The 23,173-nt window shown below is 39.3% G+C and carries 20 protein-coding genes and 1 pseudogene; 4 read left to right on the top strand and 17 right to left on the bottom strand.

Annotation, left to right across the window (positions count from 1 at the left end; genetic code table 11):
- Window positions 1-47: 47 nt before the first annotated feature.
- From V7659_RS01390 to V7659_RS01410, 5 genes are all read right to left on the bottom strand, one after another.
- On the bottom strand, window positions 48-1,016 hold the full coding sequence (locus V7659_RS01390) for an ABC transporter substrate-binding protein (RefSeq protein WP_335537613.1): 969 nt from the start codon (window positions 1,014-1,016) through the stop codon (window positions 48-50).
- Between the two features lie 383 nt (window positions 1,017-1,399).
- Window positions 1,400-2,161 carry a DeoR/GlpR family DNA-binding transcription regulator gene (locus tag V7659_RS01395; protein WP_335537614.1) on the bottom strand — a complete coding sequence of 254 codons (762 nt, stop codon included), beginning with the start codon at window positions 2,159-2,161 and terminating at the stop codon, window positions 1,400-1,402.
- Between the two features lie 639 nt (window positions 2,162-2,800).
- Complete coding sequence (locus V7659_RS01400; RefSeq protein ID WP_420491697.1) at window positions 2,801-4,771, bottom strand: beta-propeller fold lactonase family protein; 1,971 nt, start codon at window positions 4,769-4,771, stop codon at window positions 2,801-2,803.
- Window positions 4,772-4,782: 11 nt separating this feature from the next.
- Window positions 4,783-6,882, bottom strand: a complete 2,100-nt coding sequence (locus V7659_RS01405) for a hypothetical protein (RefSeq protein ID WP_335537615.1) — start codon at window positions 6,880-6,882, stop codon at window positions 4,783-4,785.
- A gap of 194 nt (window positions 6,883-7,076) precedes the next feature.
- Window positions 7,077-7,814 (bottom strand): hypothetical protein, encoded by a 738-nt coding sequence (locus tag V7659_RS01410; protein ID WP_335537616.1) that lies wholly within the window; start codon window positions 7,812-7,814, stop codon window positions 7,077-7,079.
- A 433-nt stretch (window positions 7,815-8,247) separates the two neighbouring features.
- On the opposite strand from V7659_RS01410, the gene V7659_RS01415 reads away from it, so the two are divergent.
- Both V7659_RS01415 and V7659_RS01420 read left to right on the top strand, forming a co-directional pair.
- Window positions 8,248-8,922, top strand: coding sequence for a response regulator transcription factor (locus V7659_RS01415; RefSeq protein ID WP_335537617.1), 675 nt, complete (start codon window positions 8,248-8,250; stop codon window positions 8,920-8,922).
- 6 nt (window positions 8,923-8,928) lie between these two features.
- Window positions 8,929-10,326 (top strand): sensor histidine kinase, encoded by a 1,398-nt coding sequence (locus tag V7659_RS01420; protein WP_335537618.1) that lies wholly within the window; start codon window positions 8,929-8,931, stop codon window positions 10,324-10,326.
- Window positions 10,327-10,730: 404 nt separating this feature from the next.
- On the opposite strand, the pseudogene V7659_RS01425 reads toward V7659_RS01420, so the two are convergent.
- Window positions 10,731-12,058, bottom strand: a pseudogene (locus V7659_RS01425) (IS3 family transposase).
- A 107-nt stretch (window positions 12,059-12,165) separates the two neighbouring features.
- Window positions 12,166-13,545 (bottom strand): 23S rRNA (uracil(1939)-C(5))-methyltransferase RlmD, encoded by a 1,380-nt coding sequence (gene rlmD, locus V7659_RS01430; protein WP_335537619.1) that lies wholly within the window; start codon window positions 13,543-13,545, stop codon window positions 12,166-12,168.
- Window positions 13,546-13,730: 185 nt separating this feature from the next.
- On the opposite strand from rlmD, the gene V7659_RS01435 reads away from it, so the two are divergent.
- Window positions 13,731-14,057 (top strand): hypothetical protein, encoded by a 327-nt coding sequence (locus tag V7659_RS01435; RefSeq protein ID WP_335537621.1) that lies wholly within the window; start codon window positions 13,731-13,733, stop codon window positions 14,055-14,057.
- Between the two features lie 203 nt (window positions 14,058-14,260).
- Here the strand turns inward: V7659_RS01435 and V7659_RS01440 are convergent, their stop codons facing one another.
- The 9 genes from V7659_RS01440 to V7659_RS01480 form a co-directional block, all read right to left on the bottom strand.
- Entirely contained in the window at window positions 14,261-15,742 is a 1,482-nt protein-coding gene (locus V7659_RS01440; RefSeq protein ID WP_335537640.1) for a nicotinate phosphoribosyltransferase, read from the bottom strand.
- Window positions 15,743-15,806: 64 nt separating this feature from the next.
- Window positions 15,807-16,352, bottom strand: coding sequence for a cysteine hydrolase family protein (locus V7659_RS01445; protein ID WP_335537623.1), 546 nt, complete (start codon window positions 16,350-16,352; stop codon window positions 15,807-15,809).
- 109 nt (window positions 16,353-16,461) lie between these two features.
- Window positions 16,462-17,403, bottom strand: coding sequence for a diacylglycerol kinase (locus tag V7659_RS01450; protein WP_335537625.1), 942 nt, complete (start codon window positions 17,401-17,403; stop codon window positions 16,462-16,464).
- Window positions 17,404-17,586: 183 nt separating this feature from the next.
- Entirely contained in the window at window positions 17,587-18,507 is a 921-nt protein-coding gene (locus tag V7659_RS01455; protein WP_335537627.1) for a hypothetical protein, read from the bottom strand.
- Entirely contained in the window at window positions 18,504-18,599 is a 96-nt protein-coding gene (locus V7659_RS01460; RefSeq protein ID WP_283877164.1) for an LPXTG cell wall anchor domain-containing protein, read from the bottom strand. Before V7659_RS01460 ends, V7659_RS01455 begins: the two co-directional genes overlap by 4 nt.
- Window positions 18,592-19,671 carry a DUF6677 family protein gene (locus V7659_RS01465; protein ID WP_335537630.1) on the bottom strand — a complete coding sequence of 360 codons (1,080 nt, stop codon included), beginning with the start codon at window positions 19,669-19,671 and terminating at the stop codon, window positions 18,592-18,594. The genes V7659_RS01460 and V7659_RS01465 overlap by 8 nt, the downstream gene beginning before the upstream one ends.
- Entirely contained in the window at window positions 19,668-20,186 is a 519-nt protein-coding gene (locus V7659_RS01470; RefSeq protein ID WP_335537632.1) for an anti-sigma factor family protein, read from the bottom strand. The genes V7659_RS01465 and V7659_RS01470 overlap by 4 nt, the downstream gene beginning before the upstream one ends.
- The gene (locus tag V7659_RS01475) at window positions 20,183-20,701 is read right to left on the bottom strand and encodes a sigma-70 family RNA polymerase sigma factor (RefSeq protein ID WP_335537633.1); all 519 of its coding nucleotides are present in this window, start codon (window positions 20,699-20,701) and stop codon (window positions 20,183-20,185) included. The genes V7659_RS01470 and V7659_RS01475 overlap by 4 nt, the downstream gene beginning before the upstream one ends.
- A 197-nt stretch (window positions 20,702-20,898) precedes the next feature.
- A complete protein-coding gene (locus V7659_RS01480) occupies window positions 20,899-21,537 on the bottom strand; it encodes a pentapeptide repeat-containing protein (RefSeq protein WP_335537634.1) in 639 nt (212 codons plus the stop codon).
- Between the two features lie 260 nt (window positions 21,538-21,797).
- On the opposite strand from V7659_RS01480, the gene plsY reads away from it, so the two are divergent.
- The gene (gene plsY / locus V7659_RS01485; RefSeq protein WP_335537635.1) at window positions 21,798-22,424 is read left to right on the top strand and encodes a glycerol-3-phosphate 1-O-acyltransferase PlsY; all 627 of its coding nucleotides are present in this window, start codon (window positions 21,798-21,800) and stop codon (window positions 22,422-22,424) included.
- A gap of 51 nt (window positions 22,425-22,475) precedes the next feature.
- Here plsY and V7659_RS01490 read toward each other — a convergent pair whose 3' ends face one another.
- Entirely contained in the window at window positions 22,476-23,030 is a 555-nt protein-coding gene (locus V7659_RS01490) for a thioredoxin family protein (RefSeq protein ID WP_335537636.1), read from the bottom strand.
- Window positions 23,031-23,173 lie beyond the last annotated feature (143 nt).

Consider the following 23,173-nt stretch of genomic DNA (forward strand, 5'->3'; position numbering starts at 1 on the left):
TGCTCCTGATAGAGCACCATATTTTACCTCCACTAGAGGGAAATCAATTACCAGCCACTGTAGGAATCAACATTATCTTTTGTGATAAATTTAGTTGGAATAAGAACTTTTGAGTCAACTTTCTTTCCGTCAATGATTTTTAATGCTAAGGCAACACCATCAATAACCATTTGATTCGGGAATTGCGCAGAAGTACCTGCAAAGCTTCCGCCTTTTTTCAGCGCATCAACCGCAGAAGGCGCACCGTCAACACTTACGACAAAGAATTCATTTTGTCTACTAGCTTGTTCTTGAGCAATTTGTACTCCAACAGCCTCTTCATCATTTATTGTAAATACTGCATCGATTTTTTTGTTTGCTGTTAGTGCACCTTCCATTACGGTAAGAGCCTTTTCACGATTCCCTTCACCATTTTGTTTAGCAACAACCTTGATATCTGGATATTTTTTAATTACTTGGTTAAAACCTTTAATTCGTTCTGTCACTGCTGAAACAGGAGGACCATCAATAATAACAATATTACCTTTTCCATTAAGTTGTTTTACAAGGTACTCCGCAGCTAATTTACCTGCTTGGATGTTATCAGACATAACCACTGTGTCAATCCCACCTTCTGCAAATCCATCAAGAGCAACAACCGGAATACCTGCTGCTTTTGCCTCACTAACTGCACCAGCAATACCAGCAGAATCAAATGGGCTTAATAATATTAAATCAACTTTTTTTGTGATAAAGTCTTCAATTTGTGCAGTTTGTTTAGCAAGATCTTGATCGGCACTTACAGTCGTTACTTCAGCATTATACTTAGAAGCAACTTCTTTAGCCCCTTTAGACATCGCTACAAAGAATGGATTACTTAAATTTGGAACTGTTAAACCAATCTTTAGCTTTTTTTCAGTATTAGACTTGTTATCTGTTTTACCAGTATTAGAAGCGCTTTCATTGTTGCTGCATGCACCTAAAAAGCATAAAGTTAAAATTAATAATACTATGTTAAAAATTTTAAAGTTTCTCATCGTTTGTAATTCCTCCTAAATATAGTTTTGTAAAGTAATAGATACTTCTAGCAAAACACAATCCTTGTAAAAAAATCTGTAATACCGTAGTATAAAAATGAGTGCTAAAATTAGTATTAATTTTAGATATACTCAAGCAGGGTTATGATTTTGGGCTTTTTTCCATTTGGTCGTGGTTGCCCTGAATCGTAACCTTTTTTGTGTTTCTTTCATTTTCCTCACCCGAAGAACAAGTTAATTAAAACGATTAAAATCTCTTCTATTATTTTCACAACTCTATAAGCATCACCTCCTAAAAATGGTGTGGATATTTTTTAAAGCGTTTTCATTTCGATACCTTCATTTTTTTTATCTGATATTAGATCCTTACCTATGGGGAAAAGTCAGACTACGCGAACAGAAATTCCTGATTCCCCAATGCGGTTAAGTACGGTCTTTTCTGCAGCACTATCGGTTATTAAATAATTTATCTCATGAATCTCCGCAAACTTCGCAAAGCTTACTTGACCTATTTTGGTATGATCCGTGATGAGAATAACCTTTTCCGCACAATCAATCATCTTCTTTTTCGTTGATGCCTCAATTAAATTTGGGGTGGTTAAGCCATTTTCTACATTAACGCCATTCGTAGCAATAAACGATTTGTCTACACAAATTTGATTAAAGCTGTTTTCAGCCAATGGACCTACCAACGCTAGTGTTTCTGAACGCAGAGAACCACCACATAATAAGACTTCAATTCCAGATACATCCTTTAATTCGTTGGCACATAATATCGAATTGGTAACCACCTGTAAGCTCGAAAAGTTCCTTAGTTCTTGAGCAAGATAAAAAGTTGTCGAACCCGAATCTAGCAAGATACTTTCACCGTTCTCAATAAGCTTAGCCGCTTCCTTTGCAATGGCCCTTTTCTCTTTTTGAAACTGCACTTCTTTCTCAATGTACGTCGGTTCGAAGGTCACACTTTTGAACAAGACAGCCCCACCATGCGTTCTTTTTAACAATTGTGCTTCCTCTAGTTCCTTTAAGTCCCTACGAATTGTTGATTCAGACAAGTCGAAGTGTTGACTTAATTCTTGTACATCTACTCTAGCATTCTTGTTTAGTAACTCTAATATGGCCGATTTTCTTTCTATACCGTACACAGAATCGTTTCCCTCCCATTCATTTGAAATGCGCCGTTTGACTGTTTTAGCTCACTTTTGAATGAATTTGATGTTTTATGCTCATTTTTGATTATATGTGCTATTTTACCAATTTACAATATTAATTTCAGAATAATTACAAAAATTTAAAATTACCAAATTAAGATAAAAAACTATTGTTTTTCAAAGATCAGAATACGTTAGACTATACTTATTAGGGGGAACACTCTGACTAAGTAAATTTAGAAGTAAACACAAGTAAGCGCTTCGAATGGTATTGATTTGAGAGAAATGAAAGTAGTTTTGAAAAAGAAAAATGGAAGTATAAATTCTAAAATAAAACTAAATGGGAAAAAGGAGTTTCTCCATTTAGGGAGTAACTCCTCGTTTGTGGTCCCAAAATTGAATAAAAGCAGGAAATCCCTTACTGGGTTCCTGCTTCTTCTTTTAAAATCATAGCCGAGACGCATTCGACATGTGTAGACTGCTGATTGTAGTCAACTAAAAAATATACTAATGTAGCCTTGTTCATCTTTTAATATTTTAAACGTATTTTTTAAGTCTTTTTGTTTAATAATAAAATAGAAAAATACATACTTTCGTTACTAAAAAAACTGCCGCTTTTACGACAGGTTTCGCTTATTCAATTGATTTAATATATTCGGCAATGGCATTCACTTCCCATGTTGATAACATCGGAATGCTGTTATTTCTATGACGCTCAATCGCAGATTCTATGGTCTTTGCGCTACCATCATGAAAATACGGCGCAGTTGCCCAAACACCCCTTAAAGTTGGAGTATCAAACCTTTTGCCATCACGCGGATTCTGATATTGACCACGTGCATCTCCTTTTGAAGGCACGTCGAGTTTGCTTCCTGTTCCAATATCATGGATAAAGTTTGTGTTTCGTTCCGTCAGCTCTCCTTCTTCATTCACAGCCTTGCCGCTGTCAGTGTAGAACTCCCCGCCATGGCAGCTGAGACAGTTTCCTTTTCCGTTGAACAACCGTTCTCCTTCTTTGGCTGTGTTTGTTAAACTGCCATCTTTTTTCCGATAAGGACTTTGAGGGGGAGGATACGAGTTTGGATCTTGCAAAAAAGCCAGGAGTGCATCATACATGTGCTGTACATCTTCTGGGATCGGTTTGGCAGGATCAAGTTCCATCATGCCTCCCATTTCGCCTTGAACAGTATGAATGTAATCCGTAAACTCATTGCGTGACCCGTCCCACAAAAAAAGCCCTGTTTCCGTCGTCACCACGTTGCTTGGAATATTACGTGGACCTTTTGCCGTCGTTAACGTTAAGCGATTCATGTCCCCATCGGCATGGCACGAGGCACAGCTCATCCAATTGTTCCCCGTTATGCTTGTGGCGAATTCATCACTGTTTGCACTGTAAAATATTGTTTTACCTTCCCGCACCTCTTTTGACAGAGAGTCTTTTTTAATCAGTTTTACAGGTTCCCCTGACATAGTGGCCCGTGCATAAGGGCTGTCTCCCCCTGTTTGAATCGTCACTAAATTATGACTCATCGCATTATGAACATATAGTGTCTGGCCATCATTTGAAATGGCAATCCCCCGTGGGTTATCTCCTTTAATGCGCCGCAAAATTTGGGTCGCATTTCCGCCACGTGTTAAATCAAAAACGACAAGGTCTTCGCTGCCCGACATCACCACATAGGCTTTACTGCCATCCGGCTGAAAGGCTACATCAAATGGGTTCGCTACGATGATGGTTTCATTTTTTACATCCCGTATATTCATTTCGTCAAAGAGCTCTTTTCGTTCATCTACGATTTCTTCGTCTTTTTCTAAATCGATAACGGACACCGCAGGAAAGATCGTCTCTTGAAAATGAATTGGGGTATCGATATTCGTTAACAAGTGTGGAACAAACGCCTTTTTCCCATCAGGCGATATCACAAACTGCTCAAAAGTATTAGGAATCCCCTGGCTTTTCTTACGGTTAGTCTGATCCGGTGAATTAGCTAAGTTAATAGTCTTTGTCACTTTGTCTACCTCTGTATCGATGACAGAGATATTGCCATCTAAATAATGAGGAACATATAGCTTTTTCCCATCCTTGGTCATGGCAACCGTTCTAGGACGGTCACCAATTTTTAATTCCTTCTTTACTTCCCTCTCATTTGTATCAATGATAGATAGCGTACCAGACTGATAGTTTGCTACATAAAGTGTTTCACCATTTAGGCTTGTGACAAGCCCAAATGGTTGAATGCCAACCTCAATGGAGTAGACCACTTTCCTCTTTTTTGTGGAAATAACGTCTACTTGGTTGTCAAATAAACACGATACATAAACATATTGGCCATCAGGGCTTACTGTTAACTGCTGCGGTTGTTTTCCGACCGAAACTTCTGCTTGTATTTTTTTCGTTTTTGCATCAAGGATCGATACGGTGTCCACATCTATATTGGCCACATAAAGTGTATCCCCTTTGTCATTTAGCACCATATTATCACTGTGAACAGCATGGTCACGAAGGACCTCTTTGTTCGTGGTTGCCTGTTCCGGCACACAGCTTGCAGCGATAATGGCCGTTGCAGATAAAATTGTCAATTGCAAAAGTCGCTTCCACCACATAATGTTCCTACCTACCGTTTCTTCACTTCTACGTTCACTAAAACAGGGGCAATTCCATATTTCCCATGTCCTGCCTGCACTTGTGGAACATTATCTTTGTCGGTATTCCCAAGCTTTTTACCTTCAATATAAGCATCTCCTGTATCCCAGAACTCACTTGCCTGCATTCCGTCCTGTAATGATGGACCGTCAATAACCGTATCGTAAAAAGCAACATAGCGGGAGATAATCGTTTCACGGTCCAGAGCTGACAATGTCTCTTGATCTCCGTCGGTATTGTATAAATTATTTAAGGCAACGCGGAAGACAGCTGATAAAGCCCCTGCTGTCATTGGGTTATATCTCATTTCATCTTTACTTGTGTAATATAAATTGGTTTCTTTATCGAGCATTTTCTCATCCATCGCCTGGTATAATTCACGGGCAGCATCGCGGTACTTCGTTTCTTTCGTTGCTAAGAAGGCTCCAGTTAAACCTCTAATTGCCCCTAGTTGTGCATCTAAGGTTGGCTCGGTATCGTCCTGGCCTTTTCCGATGGTATATCCGTTTGCAACTAGGCCATCTTCACGTTTTAACTCATTGATGATAAAGTCGGCTTGCTTTTTAATCATTTCCAGAGCACGCTTTCCTTCTCCTGTCTCTAATCCTTTTGCATCCTCACCATTGGCGTATCCGACAGGAAGACCGTCAATCGCACGCTGGAACATTCGCAGCGCCTCTGTCGTGTATCCGGCCTGGAATGTATCTACATGCGCTCCCTGTGTCTTTCCGTCATGTTGATCGATAAAAGCTCCCGCTTCATTGTTAAAGTGCATGGCATCGATATTTTTAAAGACTTGCAGCAACACATCACGGTTGATGGAATAAGGATCAGATGCCTTTACATCGTTGGCAGCAGAACCATCTACATTCTCCTTAGCTGCACTCGGAAACGGTTTACCGTCAAATGCGGCTAAAAACGCCGGGTTTTGCGCTTTGTTTTCCGGGCGCTGATCTGTCATTCCGTAAAATTCGGATGCCGGCCACAGCATCAGCCATTGATCTTGCAGCATGCTTCGTGCATCTTTTACGGTCAATTGTTTGGCGTTTGGCATCTCATCATTGCTGTCTTCCACGACTTCGATTTGGTGCGGCAAATAAACAAAGCCATTTGCCGGATTATATTTGTTTCCAGTCCCAGCCGTCAGCTGCTTTTTAGCTGTATCATAAAATAATCCGTCGCGAATGTAGGCCAACTTGTTCCAAATTTGTTCCGTCAGAATGGCTCCCTGCATTCCATCAGCTGAACTAACCCCTAACGCGATGTTTGCGTCATCATCATCTTTCGGTGATATCGCTTCAAGTTCTTCATCGCTGTCTACTTTATGTAAGCCTCCCATAAAGTCTCCAGACCAAAGAGCCTGCTTCAAGAAGGTTGCTCCATATGCTGACGGATTTAACGTTTTATCCATCTTTGACCGACCCCAGCGCAACGTTTCAAAATTCACCTGATACATTGGGACATAAGAATCATCGCCATTTTCTGCATAACCATTTGTATCCACTTTTTGTATGTAGTGCGGGTCACCGGAGGAATATTCAATTAATGTTGGAAACATATTCCGAAACAGTTCATCTTTTGGATAACCGACACTGTCTGCCAGTTCATAAAAACGTTCACCTAGCATAGTCGGTACGTCTTTTCCTGTTTTCTTTGCTAATTCTGAAACTGCCGGGCCGTGGATTAAATGTAGGCCCATACCGGACTTCTCCGTCACTTCATACATCGCCTCTTCTGAGTATTCATATGATTCTACACCTGCTGTGTAGTCAAATTTAGAAGGCTGATCAAGCTTTCTTACATCAAGAACATCTAAATCTAAGCCGAGGCCTTCTACTAATGGCTCTCCGGAGAGTTCAAATTCTGCATAAGCAAACATATTCGCGGCTGTATCAAACGTATAATCTGTCACTGGAGCAGATACGCTGCTTTTTTTTGTATTTGTTACCGTTTTCGTTTCTGCTTTTGTATCTTCCTTGGCAGTTGATTTCTCGTTTGAGCATGCACTTATTAATAAAAGTGATGAAGCCAATGCAACTGTTGTCATCACTTTCCATGGTAGTGTTCTCATTATAGTTTTTCTCTCCCTTAATTTATGACTCTAAAATTGAAAATTGATTATTATGTCATTTTCTAACTTCAATTGATAATAACAATCATTATCAATTGAAGTTAGCTTCATTTACGTAATTAAGTCATTTCTCCTAATCTATTTATTTTCACATCCCTTTATAAAAAATGGTCTATAAGGGTGTCAAAATGATATTATTCTTGACGAATTAATGATTTTACATGCTTTTCTTTTTCCATATGGCTATTTTCACTAAAGTAAGTTTCTTGAATATAAGTGATAAATTGTTCGATCCGCTCATTTTGGGACACCTGTGCTTTTTCTACAGAACTTACAACCTCGTTCATACTGTCTTGCAAAAGTTTTTTTAGGTCGTCTTGAGGATACATTTCTTTAAATTTAGGAATCGCTAAATCTCTGGATTTATTAATAGTTAAATTCATTAACTGATTTAACTTGAAATATTTATCCAAGCTTAAACGATACATTTTTCTTCCACTAAGTAACAATCCAAATGCGCTTGTATAAAGGGTAAGGCTCATTATATTGATATTACCTGAAAGAAGAAAGTTAATATGCATAAAGAGACACGCCAGAATGGATGGAAGTATCATAAACCCAGCGATGAGAAACAAACCAACCGTCACCTGAACAATGGGAATGGCATAATTTAAAGCCATTACTTGCTTCAAGGCTGCTTCTTCTATAAAAAATTTATAAAACTCTGGCACATTGGGTTTGTCTGATGTATTCATCAGATAATCACTTAGAAATACTCCTGGTTGAGTAAACCAAGAATGTCCTGAAGAACCCCCTTCACCTAAAATCTTCGTTACTCCTGCTAAAAACCAGCCTATTCCAAATAGAATGCGCATTAAAACAACTAAATTATGAAAAAAGTGTTTTCCTGAATTATTTTGATTTTGCATCATTAACCCCCTCCAAAATATATATTGATCGAAGCAATAGTGACAATGATAATCATTATCACTTTTTAACCGTTGGCGATATATTATAAAAAAGTTCTTAAAAACTATTTAAAATAAAATTAAAAAAATTTAATATTTCACACTATGTTAATGTAGTACTTACCGTATGAATGTTAAAACTTAAAATCTTGTTTCTTTCTAGTCAAGTTACTAGGTAATGAATATTTTCAATTAAGGTATCTTACAGTTTAGATAAAATCTCAATGAGGAATTATCATGTTGCTTAATGAAAGGAGTTGTTTTAGTTGAATTTCAAAAGGAAACTATTACCTGATTGACCAAAAAAGAGTGATAATTTAAGATATTATTATAGATAATTGATAATGATTATCACTATCGATATATAAAATGAGTGAATTTGTTAGGGGAAATGGACATGAGGTTGTTATTGGTTGAAGATGAGTCAAAGGTAGCCCGTTTTATATCACAAGGATTAAGAGAACACCATTATGTTGTAGATGTGGCGAACGATGGTGAAATGGCTTCTGAACTCGCTTTTGCAGAAGAATATGATCTTATGATTGTCGACCTTATGATTCCGAAGAAAAATGGAATGCGATTGATTAAGGAACTAAGGTTAAATGGAAAAAATATTCCTATTCTCATTCTCAGTGCTAAAGATTCCGTGGCAGATAAAGTAGATGGACTCGATTTAGGAGCGGACGATTATATGACAAAGCCGTTTGCTTTTTCGGAGTTATTAGCACGTATACGGTGTCTATTAAGACGAGACCAAGAAAAGGCATCACCTCTTTTACACGTAGCGGATCTGACGTTGAATCCTTCTACGAGAGAGGTGACTCGAGGGGGACTCCATATATTCCTTTCCAATAAGGAATATGCTATTTTGGAATTTATGATGAGAAATGCCGGTAAGATTTTATCTAGAACGTTAATTCTAGAACGAGTTTGGATGGATGCTTATAACATAGGAACCAATGTAGTTGATGTATATATTAATCACTTAAGAAATAAAATCGATAAAAACTTTGATTTAAAACTAATACAAACAGTTTACAGTATTGGTTATATAATCAAAAGTGAAGAATAAACCATCATGAGGTTTTTAAAAAGTATCGTATGGAGAATTACGATTTGGCATTCGATTATGTTTATTTTCATTTTATTCCTATTTAGCGGATTCTTATATTTTACATTTTCTGAAATGGTAACCAAAGAAGTCGATTCGATCCTAACCAGAGAACTTGGTTTGATTGCCTATTGTTTGGAGGAAGGGGATTCGTATTCTAAAATCGAACAACACATCAACCGATTGCGAAGTTTTGAAAGCGTAAATCAAGAAGAGATCTATTGGATCATTGAAACTGATCGAGGGCAAATCATTGCAGAATCTCGAAATTTGGACGGTCAACTCATCAACGATTCAGAAGCTTTAAAGAAGATGGACGAGAATACCATCAGCTGGGATCCCGAGCTAAATGGGATACCGCTTCGTGCGATGTCCATGCAACTGATATCAGAAAATAAATTGACATACAGAATTACGGTTGCTACAAACGACACGATACGGCATTTCGCCATTGATCAGTTACGGAACATTATTATCATCTCTAATTTTGTATTCCTAGGAATATCAATCGTGATGGGATGGGTGATTTCGAAAAAAACTTTGAAGCCGATTCATCAAATTATCAGTACGACTAATACCATTACTGCAACCAGTTTACACGAACGGCTGCCTATTGAGGGGCCGGAAGATGAATTGTATAGTTTATCTAAAACTCTCAATCATATGATTGACAGACTAGAAAGCTCTTTCACGCAAATTCAGCAGTTTACTTCAGATGTTTCTCATGAACTTCGTACTTCCTTAACAATTATGCGAGGAGAATTGGATGTTGCTTTAAATAGAAATAGATCTGAAGAGGAATATAAAGACGTCCTGTATGCTGTTTTGGAAGAGGTCATCTATTTATCTGATATGGTAGAAAAATTCTTATATTTATCGAGAAATACCTCTAATTCAAATCTGATAGAGCGTAAAACCGTTGACGGAATGCTCTTATTCCAAAATGTTAGGAATCATTTACTATCATTGGAAATGAAAAAACAGATTGAATTACATATTCAAATACCCGATCCATTCATTTTATTCGGGGATGAAGATCTCTTAAGAAGATTATTTATTAACTTGATTGAAAATGCGCTTAAGTACACTCCAGAAGGTGGCACAGTGGAAATCATAGCAAACAGGACGGAAAAATTCATTTATATTAATGTAATTGATAATGGGATCGGGATTTCAGAGGAACATTTGCCTTTTATTTTTCAGCGATTTTATCGCGCGGACGATTCCAGATCAAGAAGTCAAGGAGGAACCGGGCTTGGATTATCTTTATGTAAATGGATTGTAAATGTTCATGAAGGAACGATGGAGGTTCGTAGTGTGCCGGATGAAGGGACGAGCATAACTGTAAAGTTGCTTGCTTATTAATGAATATACAAAGAGGTTCTAGTGCAAAAACGAAGAACCACCTTTTTGATTTATCACTTATTCACATGTTAATACCGTAAATTCTTTTTTAGGCATATTGTGCATATCCCTTGCCGTGACATGGTGATAATAGAATAATCCCCCACTTCTTGAAAGTTCTTAGTGATAGAATAAATATCCCTTGCCTTGGAGTTTCCCAACAATCTTTTCATGCTCTTCTTGTCGAGGTTTCCATGTTTCAAATTTTACTTCAAAAGCGTCTTTTACCTTCTCATCGCCTTGTGTGAAAAGTGCTTCAATGACGACTTCTTCATTTTAACTTCGTAAATCCTTTTCAGGAAACGGAAAAAGGCAACACCCAATAGTAAACTGGCACCCATGTAAAGGACACATGAAAAAAAGAGTTAAGAAGCTAAAAGATGATTCCTATATTGAATAGGGGCCATCTTTTTTAAATTCCATTGATAACGGTAATTGTTATAGTAAACCATATAATGGTTTATTTTCGCCTTTAGTTCTTCTAATGTTTTACAGGATTGATAGTCTACCTCATCTTTTAAATGGCCAAAAAACGACTCCATCGGGGCATTATCCCAACAGTTACTCGCCTAGACATAGATTGACCTAGTTCATATTTTTTTAACAGTTTTTGATATCTTGGGCTTGTATAATGGCTTCCTTGATCTGAATGGATAAAGGAATCAGAATGTAAACTAATTTTCTTGTTATTCATTAATTTATGGATAGTTTCGGTTGCGATATTTAATGTGATTCGGTCTGAAACATTATAAGCTAATATCTCATTAGAGGAGGCATCTTTTATGGTTGACAAATAGGCCCTATCCTTTCCGTTATATGGCAAATATGTAATATCAGTTAATAATACCTTTCCTGGGATTCCTTGCTTAAATTCTCTGTTTAACTTGTTTGGAACAACCTGATGTTCCTTCGTTGCCTTTGATATTTTTTTATATGGATTTGCCTTCCGATGGGGGCAAACAATCCCATACTTATTCATGATTCTTTGAATCTTTTTTCTGCTTAACTTAAGGTCATATTCATGTTTTAATATCATTTTGATGGAACGTGAACCTTTCTTATATCCCCGTCGTTAAAACGCCTTAAGTATAATTTCTTTCATCTTTAAGTCCTCTAGTTCCCTCTCCCGTCGTCTATCGGCTGCTTTTAGGTAGCTGTAATATCCAGAACGAGAGACCTCTAAAAGTTCACAAAAATACTTTGTCATCATCTTAAATTGATTTTGTTCTATAGTTTCATATATCAGTTGAAATATTTTACTCATTTCCAGGTTTTGACCGGTGTTTAGCAGCCTCCTTTCTGTCATTTCTAGCTTTTTTAACAGCTCTACCTGTCCTTCCAGCAACTTAATTCTAGCTTCTTACCTTTCTATAATTTCTGCTTAAGAAAGATTTCGATTCAAAGGCCTACCGGAAGTTGCCTTTCTGCCATCTGAAAGCCCAATTAAACCATCTTTTTCATATGCTTTTTTCCACCTATATGTAGACCTTTCAATTCTTCTCTTACCTAAAATGTCTATGTCAAAGCCATTCTCCTCAAAGATCTGCCTTGGGAGTTTTCCTGCCAGATATTCATCCATAAATTTATTTTTAAAATCATCCGAATATGTAATAGCTAAACTACTTACTTGCTGTACATTTTGATTTTTTTGAAGTATTTTTATTTCTTTATCTGAAAATGTTATTTTGCTCATAGTCGTCCCCTAAGCCCCATATCTTTAAGATTCAAGTATATAAAAAAATACCTATAGATAATACACTCTTTTTCAAGTGTCTTATCTATAGGTACCATTTTATAGGGTTAGTTGCCTTCTTTTAAAACGAGTTGCGCTACGCATTCCACGTGCGTTGTCATCGGAAACATATCAACCGGCTGCACTTCCACCGTTTTGTATCCTCCGTCCTCCAATATCCGCAGGTCCCTCGCTAGGGTAGCTGGATTACAGGATACATAAACGACTTTTTTCGGCTTCATCTCGATGATCGTTTTCAGTAAGGCCTCGTCGCAGCCTTTACGTGGTGGATCAACGACCAAGACATCGGCGACATTTCCTTCTTTATACCACTTTGGAATCACAACCTCGGCTTCCCCAGCAGCAAATTCGGTATTTTCCATTCCGTTTAATGCGGCATTTCGCTTCGCATCCTCAATCGCCTCTGGAACTACCTCTACACCAAATACCTTCCGTGCCTTTTGTGCTAAAAATAAAGAAATCGTTCCGATCCCACAGTAGGCATCAATCACGCTTTCTTCCCCGTTAAGGTTCGCGTATTCAAGTGCCTTATCATATAAAACCTTTGTTTGAACAGGATTAACCTGATAAAAGGACAGGGCGGAAATCGCGAATTTGACATCGCCGATATAGTCGTAAATGACTTCGGTTCCCCATAAAACGTTCGTTGTCGCTCCCATAATCACGTTGGTCCGTTTGGAATTCACATTATGGATAATCGACTTTATCTTCGGGAGCCTCGCTACGATTTGCTCCACTAGCTTGTCTTTATGAGGAAGGTCAGCCGACCTGGTGATAATGACCACCATGAGCTCCTCGGTTTGCTGACCATAACGGGCCATAATATGTCTTAGCACACCTTTATGTGATTCCTCATGATAGGCAGGAATCCCTAGCTCACTGCAAATTTCCTTCACCGTCTGTACTGCCTCATTAATTTCAGGCAGTTGAATGACACTTTCGTTCGTATCAACAATTTCATGGCTCCTTGGTTTAAAAAAGCCAGCAATTAGTTTACCGTCCTTTTCCCCCACCGGCACCTGTGCCTTGTTACGGTAATGAAAGGGCTGATCCATTCCTAAAATGGGATGTACAACGACATCCTCTAATTTACCGATCCGTGTAAGTACCTGACGAACTTGGTTTTCCTTATACTTTAGCTGACCTTCATAGCTAATGTGCTCGAGCTGGCAGCCGCCATATTTATGGATATCACGGCTCTCAATCTCGACTCGATCAGGGCTTTTTTCATAAAGCTCCACCAACCGCCCAAAGCCATACCCTTTGCCCGTCTTAATGACCTTCACTTTTGCCTTTTCGCCAGGCAGTCCGTTTGGAACAAATAACGGGTAACCATCAACCTTGGCTACACCCGACCCATCATGGGTTAAATCTTCAAACACTACATCTATAAAATCATTTTTATTAACCGGTACGATTCTGCTCATTCGTTTCTTCCTTTGCACGTTTTGACTGCTAAGATTGTAACACAAAGCATGGTTGATTGCGAAACTTGCTCAGGAAAAGAGCCTTTTTTTCGAAAAAACCAAGAAAATTGTCAGAATATTTTTATTTCCAAATATAATAAAAGTGTATATGATTAAAACAATCTCATTATTGGAAGGAGTGGATAATGATGAAGATGAAAAATAACCTTACCATTCCGTTGCTCCTTGCCTTTCTTGCTTTCACCTTTCTTCACTTTTCATATTCACTTTCCCACTCTCATACCAATATCAAGGCCATCATCAATATAGATGATGCCAAGGTGAAAGGGCAATGGGACGATGACAAGAAACTGCCCATGGACTTACCCATTCTTATCGTACTTCCTGTCATCCTAGCAGCAATTGCCGCCCCACTAATTTATTTATCTATCATTTTTATCAGAAGCTTTATTTTTTTAATACCGAAATTTCACCAATCAAACTATGTGATCTATGCTCCCGAATCATTCTGATACTAATCAATGATAAGGGAGGAAATTATAATGTGGATTCGCTTTATTATTATTGGCTTTTTTTCCATATCTGCCGCAAGCATGCTTACCTACCAAGGGATTGAAATTTTCCATGCCTTTACGGATTTCTTTAAGCAAAAATAACCAAAGGGCAGACTCCGGCGGGGATTAATAAATCCCCCTTTGGAGTCTGCCCTTTTTAATTAAAAGCTCTCTTCTTGATCGCCTTTCATGGCTGCAACTTTATCTTTAACCTCTTCAATATTTCTCATCTTGTTATCCCAGCATTTTTGACTCAAGTCGACTGGGTATTCAGCAGGATTGGTAATCCGCTTATACTCATCCCAAAGGGCAACTAGGTTTTGCTTTAAATAATCACGGGATTCTTCCAAGCAAGGCACTTCATAAACAAGTTCCCCCTCAGAAAAAATTCTCACATGTAATTCTTTTGCTGTGAAGTTTGTAACCACCTTGTTCAAAAATGTATGAGTTGGATGGAACATCCGCAGCCGTTTTTCAGGGAGCTTTTCATCTGCTAGTGCAATATAATCCCCTTCGGCATGGTTGTTCGTATTATTGATAATTCGATAAATCCTCTTCAACCCAGGTGTCGTCACCTTTTCGGGATTGGATGAAATTTTGATCGTATCTTCCATTTTTCCGTTATGATTCTCTATAGATACAATTTTATAAACCGCCCCAAGCGCAGCCTGGTCGTAAGCTGTAATCAGCTTCGTTCCTACTCCCCAGCTGTCAATTTTGGCACCTTGTGATTTCAAACTCATTATCGTGTATTCATCTAAGTCACTGGAGGCTACAATCTTGGCATCAGTGAATCCAGCCTCATCCAGTAATTTGCGTGCTTCTTTCGAAAGGTAGGCAAGGTCACCGCTATCAAGGCGGATTCCGATAAAATTAATTGTATCCCCAAGCTCCTTAGCCACTTTGATCGCATTTGGAACACCGAGACGGAGGGTATCGTATGTATCTACAAGAAAGACACAATCCTTGTGTGATTCGGCGTACTTAATGAAGGCCGTATATTCGTCCTTGTATGCCTGGACCATCGAATGGGCATGTGTTCCAGATACAGGAATACCAAACAGCTTTCCCGCTCTGACATTACTTGTTGATTCAAAACCAGCAAGATAAGCTGCTCTTGTTCCCCAAATCGCCGCATCCATTTCCTGTGCCCGTCTTGTGCCAAATTCCATTGCCACTTCATCGCCTACAACTTGCTTAATACGCGATGCCTTGGTCGCAATTAATGTTTGGTAATTCACAATATTAAGCAAGGCTGTTTCTATCAATTGCGCTTCTGCAAGAGGCGCTTCAACCCGTATGATTGGTTCATTGCCGAAAACAAGCTCGCCTTCTTCCATTGCACAGATGGTTCCAGTAAATCGGATATCTTTCAGATATTGAATGAAATCATCCTGATAACCTACTTCATTTTTCAAATAGTCAAGGTCTTCCTCGCTAAAGCGGAATCCTTGAATAAACTGAATCACTTTCTCCAATCCAGCAAATACCGCATATCCGTTTCCGAACGGAAGCTTGCGGAAAAATAGTTCGAAGACCGCTCGTTTATTATGTATCCCATCTCTCCAATACGTTTCTACCATGTTGATTTGATATAGATCCGTATGCAGAGTTAAACTATCATCGTGGTAAAAGTGTTTCATCATCTGACCTCCGAAGTACTATTTCAGCTTTTTCATCATTATAACCAATATTACACCAGGAAGTCTATTTAACCAGGGCTCCTAGCGATTGTTCAAAATGCCCGAGCGCCCATTCATGGCCAGCCTGATTAAAAGAGGCTACGGCATCTTTATAAACAACAATCTTAAAACCTTTATTATAGGCATCTACTGCGGTATGAAGCACACAAATATCCGTGCAAACCCCAACTAAGTGAACTTCTGTAATCCCGCGCTCTCGTAATTTCATCTCTAGGTCTGTCCCTGCAAAAGCCGAGTAGCGCGTTTTATCCATATAAACCACATTTTCGTGCTGGCTATTGCTATCATATACTTCCTTCAGAGCACCAAATAAGTCTCTACCTGCCGTCCCACGTATATTATGCGGAGGAAACAGTTTCGTTTCTGGATGGAACTCATCCTCGCGGTCATGGACATCTATTGCAAAGACAACATAATCTCCATTTGCGATAAACTCTTTTGTTAGTTCGGTAATCTTTCCTTCAATTCCTTGCCCTGGCTCACCGCATGTTAATGCTCCATCCTCTGCCACAAAATCGTATGTATAATCAATATTTATTAACGCCTTCATTTTCTGCCACCCTTTCAACCATTTTCGTCCATGATACAAAATATTCTAGGACTCATACACTTTCTCCTTTTAAAAAAAGAAAAAGCCCGTCCCAGTGGAACGAACTTTCTTAACTATATCTTTTCCCCGCTTCCCAATCTGTTGGGCGGTCATTCGGGCGAATATCTTCAAGTGGCACAAACACCTCTAAGTGACGATAGAGGTTTTCGAATTCAGCTGGTAACAATCCGCCAAACTCACCATCCAAGTTTAACTGAACCTTTTCTGTCGCATGAACCTTAATCCGATTTGCTTGTGTGTAGATAACATTCGGATCATGGATATGTTCACCGCGAAGAGCTAGTGTCGCAATCCGAATAAATTCAGCAAGATTCGTCTTCTTCAAGATCAGAAGCGAAAATAGTCCATCGTTTATGGAGGCATCGGGTGCTAGTTTTTCAAAGCCGCCAATTGAATTGGTCAGCCCGACAAGAAACAGCATTGCCTCGCCTTCGAACAACTTCCCATCATACTCAATCGACACCTTCGATGGCTTAATGGAAGGAAGCATTTCCATTCCCTTTAGATAATAAGCCAATTGACCGAGCATCGTTTTCAATTTACTTGGTACTTCGTATGTAATCTCGGTGATTCTACCGCCGCCAGCAATATTAATAAAATACCGATCATTGATGCGCCCAATATCAACTGGAATCATTTCCCCTTTGGTGATAATATCCACTGCCGCTCCAATATCTCTTGGAATTTGCAGAGCTCGGGCAAAATCATTCGTCGTACCTGCTGGAATAATCCCTAATTTCGGACGATATTCCTGTTCAGCGAGACCGTTAACCACTTCATGAATGGTTCCGTCGCCGCCAGCTGCAATAACAATATCATACTTACGCTCAACAGCTATCCGCGCTGCTTCCGTCGCATCCCCTGCACCTGTTGTCGCGTGACAAGATGCTTCATATCCAGCCATTTCTAGCTTTTGAAGAATTTCTGGAAGATTCCGCTTTAGAATTTCACGTCCTGAGGTAGGATTGTAAATCAGTCTTGCCTTTTTCATCGTTTCATCATCCTATTTTTGAAATCAACATCGGTAATAGCTATCCGCTCACTTCAATATTCTACCAATTATTATTCTTGCTTACAAACATCAAGACATGCGTATATACTAAATTACCTTCAAACATCCATCTCTTATCATAACGTTTTTTTATTTTTTTGCAAAAATAGACTCAAGATTTTTTTACTGATTTGTTTGAAGACTAATATCATAGGCATCCGCAATGCTGATGTGGTACTTTCCTTCGCCAGACTGATACACAGCATTTTTCCTGCCATTATCGATTCCATCAGCCGTCTTTACATTTGACACCTTCCAGTCGCCCTCTTTTCCTCTTATCTCTCCTACACCCACTGCATCAATCTTCAAATTACTTTTTGCGGGTACATCGATCGCAATGGATGAGGCTCTCTCGATACTCCAATCGTTCACAAGAGAGCGCGGCTTTAAGATAAGTGAATTATCACTGCCAATTACCTCAAGCTTCACATTTTTTGGAACTAACAGCGTCGCCGCAACCTCGCCATATGCATGAAATGGACCAATTTCGTTAGGAAGTGATTTCATGTTTAAATAAAGCGTATCTCCCTTTTGATTTGTGGAAACCATATCCCCTGCATTTTTTAATAGCTCCGCCTTTTTGGAGGTTTGGACCCGATAGGTGCCGAACATCGAAACTTCTTTTTCATCGGTAGATTCGACCGTCATCTGATGGTCCACCGTCCTAACCACCACTCGTTTGATACTGTCATTCATTTGGTAGGAAAAAGCAGGCAATTCAAACGAGCGCTCTTCCCTTGCCATCACTTCTTCCGCTTTATCCAAGATGCCCGTCGTACTTACGATGGCAAATGCAATCCCCGCCATTCCGATGACACCTACAAAGAAGATACTAAGGAAATCATATTTTAACACCGGCTTTTCCTGTCGTGACAGAAATAGATAAAGGAGAATCTCTATCCCGAGCACGACCAATAATAGCGGCCACCAAGCCGTCATTACTTGGACAAGTTCTAACCCCAAAAACTTTGAAAAAAAGAGGAAGAGGCCAAGAAATACAAGCGATGCCCCCATTGAAAATGTTCCAACACGCCAAGTTCTCATGCTTCTTCCCCACCCTTTCTTTTTCTAAACAGGAATCCAATCCCAAATCCGATTAAAGCTGCGCCTGCAATTGTTTTTCCCCATTTACTCATGTTTCTTAGCCTCCCGCTTTTGTTTGCTTCCAGATAAAAGCTTAATTCCGCCGCCAATCAACAAGAGACAAACAAGTCCTGTTTGAAGATATCCTTGGACCCAATACATCACATCAAAATCAGTCAGCCTATTTAGTAATGGTGAAAAAGCTGGAAGAAAGACGTTCATCATGAGATAGTAAAGACCCATTAAGACAAGCCCGATGCCAACCCATCTTTGATGATTAAGGAAATAAGCAATAATTGGTACATCCTCAATTGTTTCTTCCCCGTACCTTGAAACCTTTTGCATTGCATCAAAAAAGCTATAAAACCAGATAATCGGAATTAAGAATAAAAAGATCCCAAGTCGTAATGTATCTAATATATAAATCGAAAACAGAAACGCGGCCATTAGCTGGATTCCGCGGCGCTGCAAGCCAAGATACAGATGTCCCGCTCCCGGGAAAATAGCGAGAAAGGTGGCAATCGATTTGCTCTTTTTACCATCTTCACGGCGCATCTCAAAGTCTTCAAATATCGTTCGATCAACAAGTTCCTCTCCGCGTTGTTTTTTGTTTACCTGCTGGACGGCGTCAAAAAATCCATACACCCAGATAATTGGCAGAGCTGCCAGAAAGACCATAAATTCGCTGCGGTTGGATAGGGCTGTCACAAATATGACCATGACCCCAAGTCCTAAGAAGGTCGCTAAAAGCGTTAATCCCCTGGTCATCAATCCAATTTGGAAGTGGCCTAAGCCTGGGATAAATGATAAAACAATCGTATAAAACCGTTCTGAATCTTGGGAAGCCTGGCTTGTCTGCCCCTCTAGATTAGCTGACTTCAGCGCTTTCTTATGTTTGGAGACTTGCACCCCCATGTCAATAAAACTGACGAGATAAAGGAACAGTCCTAACATAAAGGTCACGATGGAGACTTCCTGGTTATTTGTTACTAACCCAATAACAGTGACGAACGCCAATCCCATCACGGTCAGTAGATAAAGTACGCCGCGAAACATATTCCCGAAATAAATATGACCAAGACCTGGGAATAAGGATAAGGTCAATGCTTTTGTCGGATTTTTCATTTCTTATTTGCCTCCTTTTTTTCTAGTGAATCCATCCATGCAAAAGTTTTATTAATAACACCCTCCGTCACCGAAGGCTTCTTTTCCTGAATTTGCGGCTTTTCAATCGAATTCGCATACGCCGCTAGCGACTGAAAGACTCCTGAAAAGGTTAATAATAATGTCGCGGCCGCGGCTAATAAATAATGAAACACCGCTTGCTGATAAAAAGGTTTTTTCTTCATATTGGTCATTTTGGTGTCAGGCACCGAAGGAACCATTGACATAGTGTTTAGGTTTCTAACGGTGTCAGGCACCACAGGTTTCTGCTTCGAAACCTCCGCCATGACTAAGTCGGTAAAGTCACTAATGTCTGAAAGAATCGGAAGTGATGATTCACTGGCTTCTACAGCTATTAAATACTGGTCAAGACATTGATCACACGAGTATAAATGGTTTTCTAATTCCTCTTTGGTATTCTCATTAACTTCGTCATTCACGTATTGCAACCACTCTTCAAAACTGTAATGCTTCATGAAAAATCGTCCTCCTTCCAATTCTTTTTCATCCAATGACGGGCCCGGTACAGCTTGGTTTCAATTGTTTTCACCTGTACATTTTGTTCATCTGCCATTTGCTGATAGCTTTTTTCCGCAATGTAAAATCCGTAAATCACATCACGGTAATTTTCGGGCAGTTCATCAAGCTTTTTCCTGACGAGTCTTCTTCGGTCTAGTTCGATAATCTCTTTCTCAACACTGTCTTTCGGGGACCCTGCTGACTGCTGTTCGAGGTCCTCCGCCAATTCCTCCCGTCTTCTAACCTGTTTTCGTTTTACATCTATCGCATGATTGACGGCAATTCGCGTCATCCACGTTTTAAACCCTTGATTTTGGTATTGGGGGAGAGAAGTATAGATTTTCATAAAAACTTCTTGTGCGGCGTCTTCTGCTTCCTTTTGGTCGCGAAGCACAGCAAAGATGGTCCGGAACACATCATTGCGGTATTTCTCAACCAAAAGTCGAAAGGCATGATCATTGCCGTCCAGCACATTTTCTATTAAGGCTGCATCACTAATCGTTCTCTCCCCCTTTCTTTTTTTGTTACTACTTAATAGACGAAAGGATAGAATCCTACCCCTACACTATTTAAAAAATTATTTTTTCAATTCTCCTCATCATACCATGAGGTTGAACCTAAAAACCGTGCGGGTGTCGGCCGCACGGTTTTACCAAATATAAACGCAGATTAATCTTTAATTTCCAATCCTAATAGCTTCGCAAATCCAATTGCCTGATCGGCAGAAACCATGCACCCGGCCACACTATCAAGTGATAGATTTAAGCGGTTAAACTTACAAGTACTCAGGTCCACTCCTTTTAGTGTAGTACCAGTAAAGTTCACATCATCAAGATCAGAATGCTTAAATTCAAGTTTATTAAACTTGGCTTCGTAGAAATCAGCACTGCGAAGGGAGCAATTCTCAAACCTCATTTCCTTCAAGTCAGCATAGCCAAACGAGCCCATATTCAGATTACAGTTCTCAAATAGGACATTCCTAAGGGTAGCATCTGCAAGATTTAGCCCTAATAGTTTACAATCACGGAACTCGACCCGGTGGATAATTCCATCCGTAAAATCCACATTGGATAGATCGCATCGTTCAAAAATCACATCGGTTAATTGAATAAAGCGAAACGAGCCATCGAGGAAGGTAACATTTCTAAACACCACCTCTTCGAATCTCACTTTTTCAACCTCCTCTTGTGAGATGGAACAGTCGCTTATGATCGCCATGTTAATATAAGAATCTTCTCTATCGTTATAGTCAAACGGAGTTAAACTGGAGGGCATTTTCGGTTTTTGAATTTTTAGCTTCTGACTCAAATCGATCATCCTTTTCATGGGTATTAGTGAATATCAACTCATAGAGAAGAACCAGGCTGACCCATGAAGGCTACCGGAATATCTTCTCAAAAACTAGCATAGGTATTAGCAACTTGGCCCAAAATCAATTGATCACATTTTGAATGATCTCTTTTCTTTACAAAAGACTCAGAATTCTACAAAATATTACCACTGAAATATGATAGAATCTAGGAATAATGGGAATATACTACTAAAATAATGATTGAGGAATGATGCGTATGTTTTGGTTGTTGCTTTTGGCTTCCTACTTAATTGGAAGTATTCCCACAGCCTTGATTGTGGGCAAGTTGTTATTTGGTGTGGATATCCGCGAACATGGCAGTAAAAATCCAGGGGCTACCAATACCCTGAGAGTTCTTGGTAAAAAATCTGCCATCTTCGTCCTTATTATTGATCTCGCTAAGGGCGCTGTGGCAGCCTACCTGCCGATTTACTTCAATCTTAATGTGGAACCCCTTTACTGTGGTTTAATAGCGGTAGTTGGTCATTGCTTTCCAATTTTTGCAGGCTTCAAAGGCGGAAAAGCGATCGCAACCACCGCCGGGGCTTTGTTAATCGCCAACGTCTATCTCCTGGTCATCGGGTATGTTGCTTTCTTTTTAGTTATCTTTTTAACCAAATATGTTTTTTTTGGCTCCATCACGGTTGGAATTAGTCTTCTCATCTATTCTTTAGTATCTTCTAAGATCGAATTGGAACTTATCTTTATTTTTTTCTCGCTATTCTTAATTTATTTGCATCGCTCCAACATCCGCAATTTTCTTTTAGGAATCGAGCCCAAAATAAATGATAAAAATTTGATCAATGATCGCATCCCGCCAAAGGGCGGCGGCTTTAAAATGTAATTTAAAAAGGATCCACTGAGTCAAGATACTTTGACCAGGGGATCCTCTTTTTTATTTTAAAAGTGTCGCCAGGATACTATTAGCAACAGTCTGCCAAATGGAGGCATCCGTTTGATAGGTCGCTCTAAGGCTCTTAAACATTTCAGTTTGTTTCGCTTGGAAATCCTCCGCATCCTTATCTGGCAAGGCAGCACGCTTTTCCATCACGAAAGCCTGCAATTCAGGTGCTCTTGGTCCCCAGACTCCGACTTCATTTCCTTCTTCATTAATAAAAATAAAGATAGGTATGGCCCTCGATGTACCATTGGTTAAGTATTGATCCATTAACTCCAAATTAGAGTCACGGAGCACAAAACGGACTTCCATCCCGGCCGCTTCAGCAATTTTCAGCAAAATGGGGTTATTCAGCATCGCATCGCCGCACCAATCCTCTGATAGGACAATCGCACGTAAGTTTTGCGACCTAAATGCCTTGAGCCGATTCTTATCCTCTTCCGTTAAGGTGAAGCCCTCATAGATCGCAAGCATTTCCTCTTTATTGGTAGTCATAGCATTTATGTACCCATCAACAGTTAATCCTTTTTGAAACCATTGGTTTAAATCCATTTTCACTACACCTCTTTCATTTTCTCCTATGATAGTCGTTTTAAGAACTTGTTACAATAGAACTGCTTAGGGAAACTCATCGATGTTATACTACAAGTATTTTTTCCTATTTCAAAAAAACTATATTTTTACACTAGTAATAG

The sequence above is a fragment of the Neobacillus drentensis genome (genome assembly GCF_036966985.1).
Lineage (GTDB): Bacteria > Bacillota > Bacilli > Bacillales > Cytobacillaceae > Neobacillus > Neobacillus drentensis_E.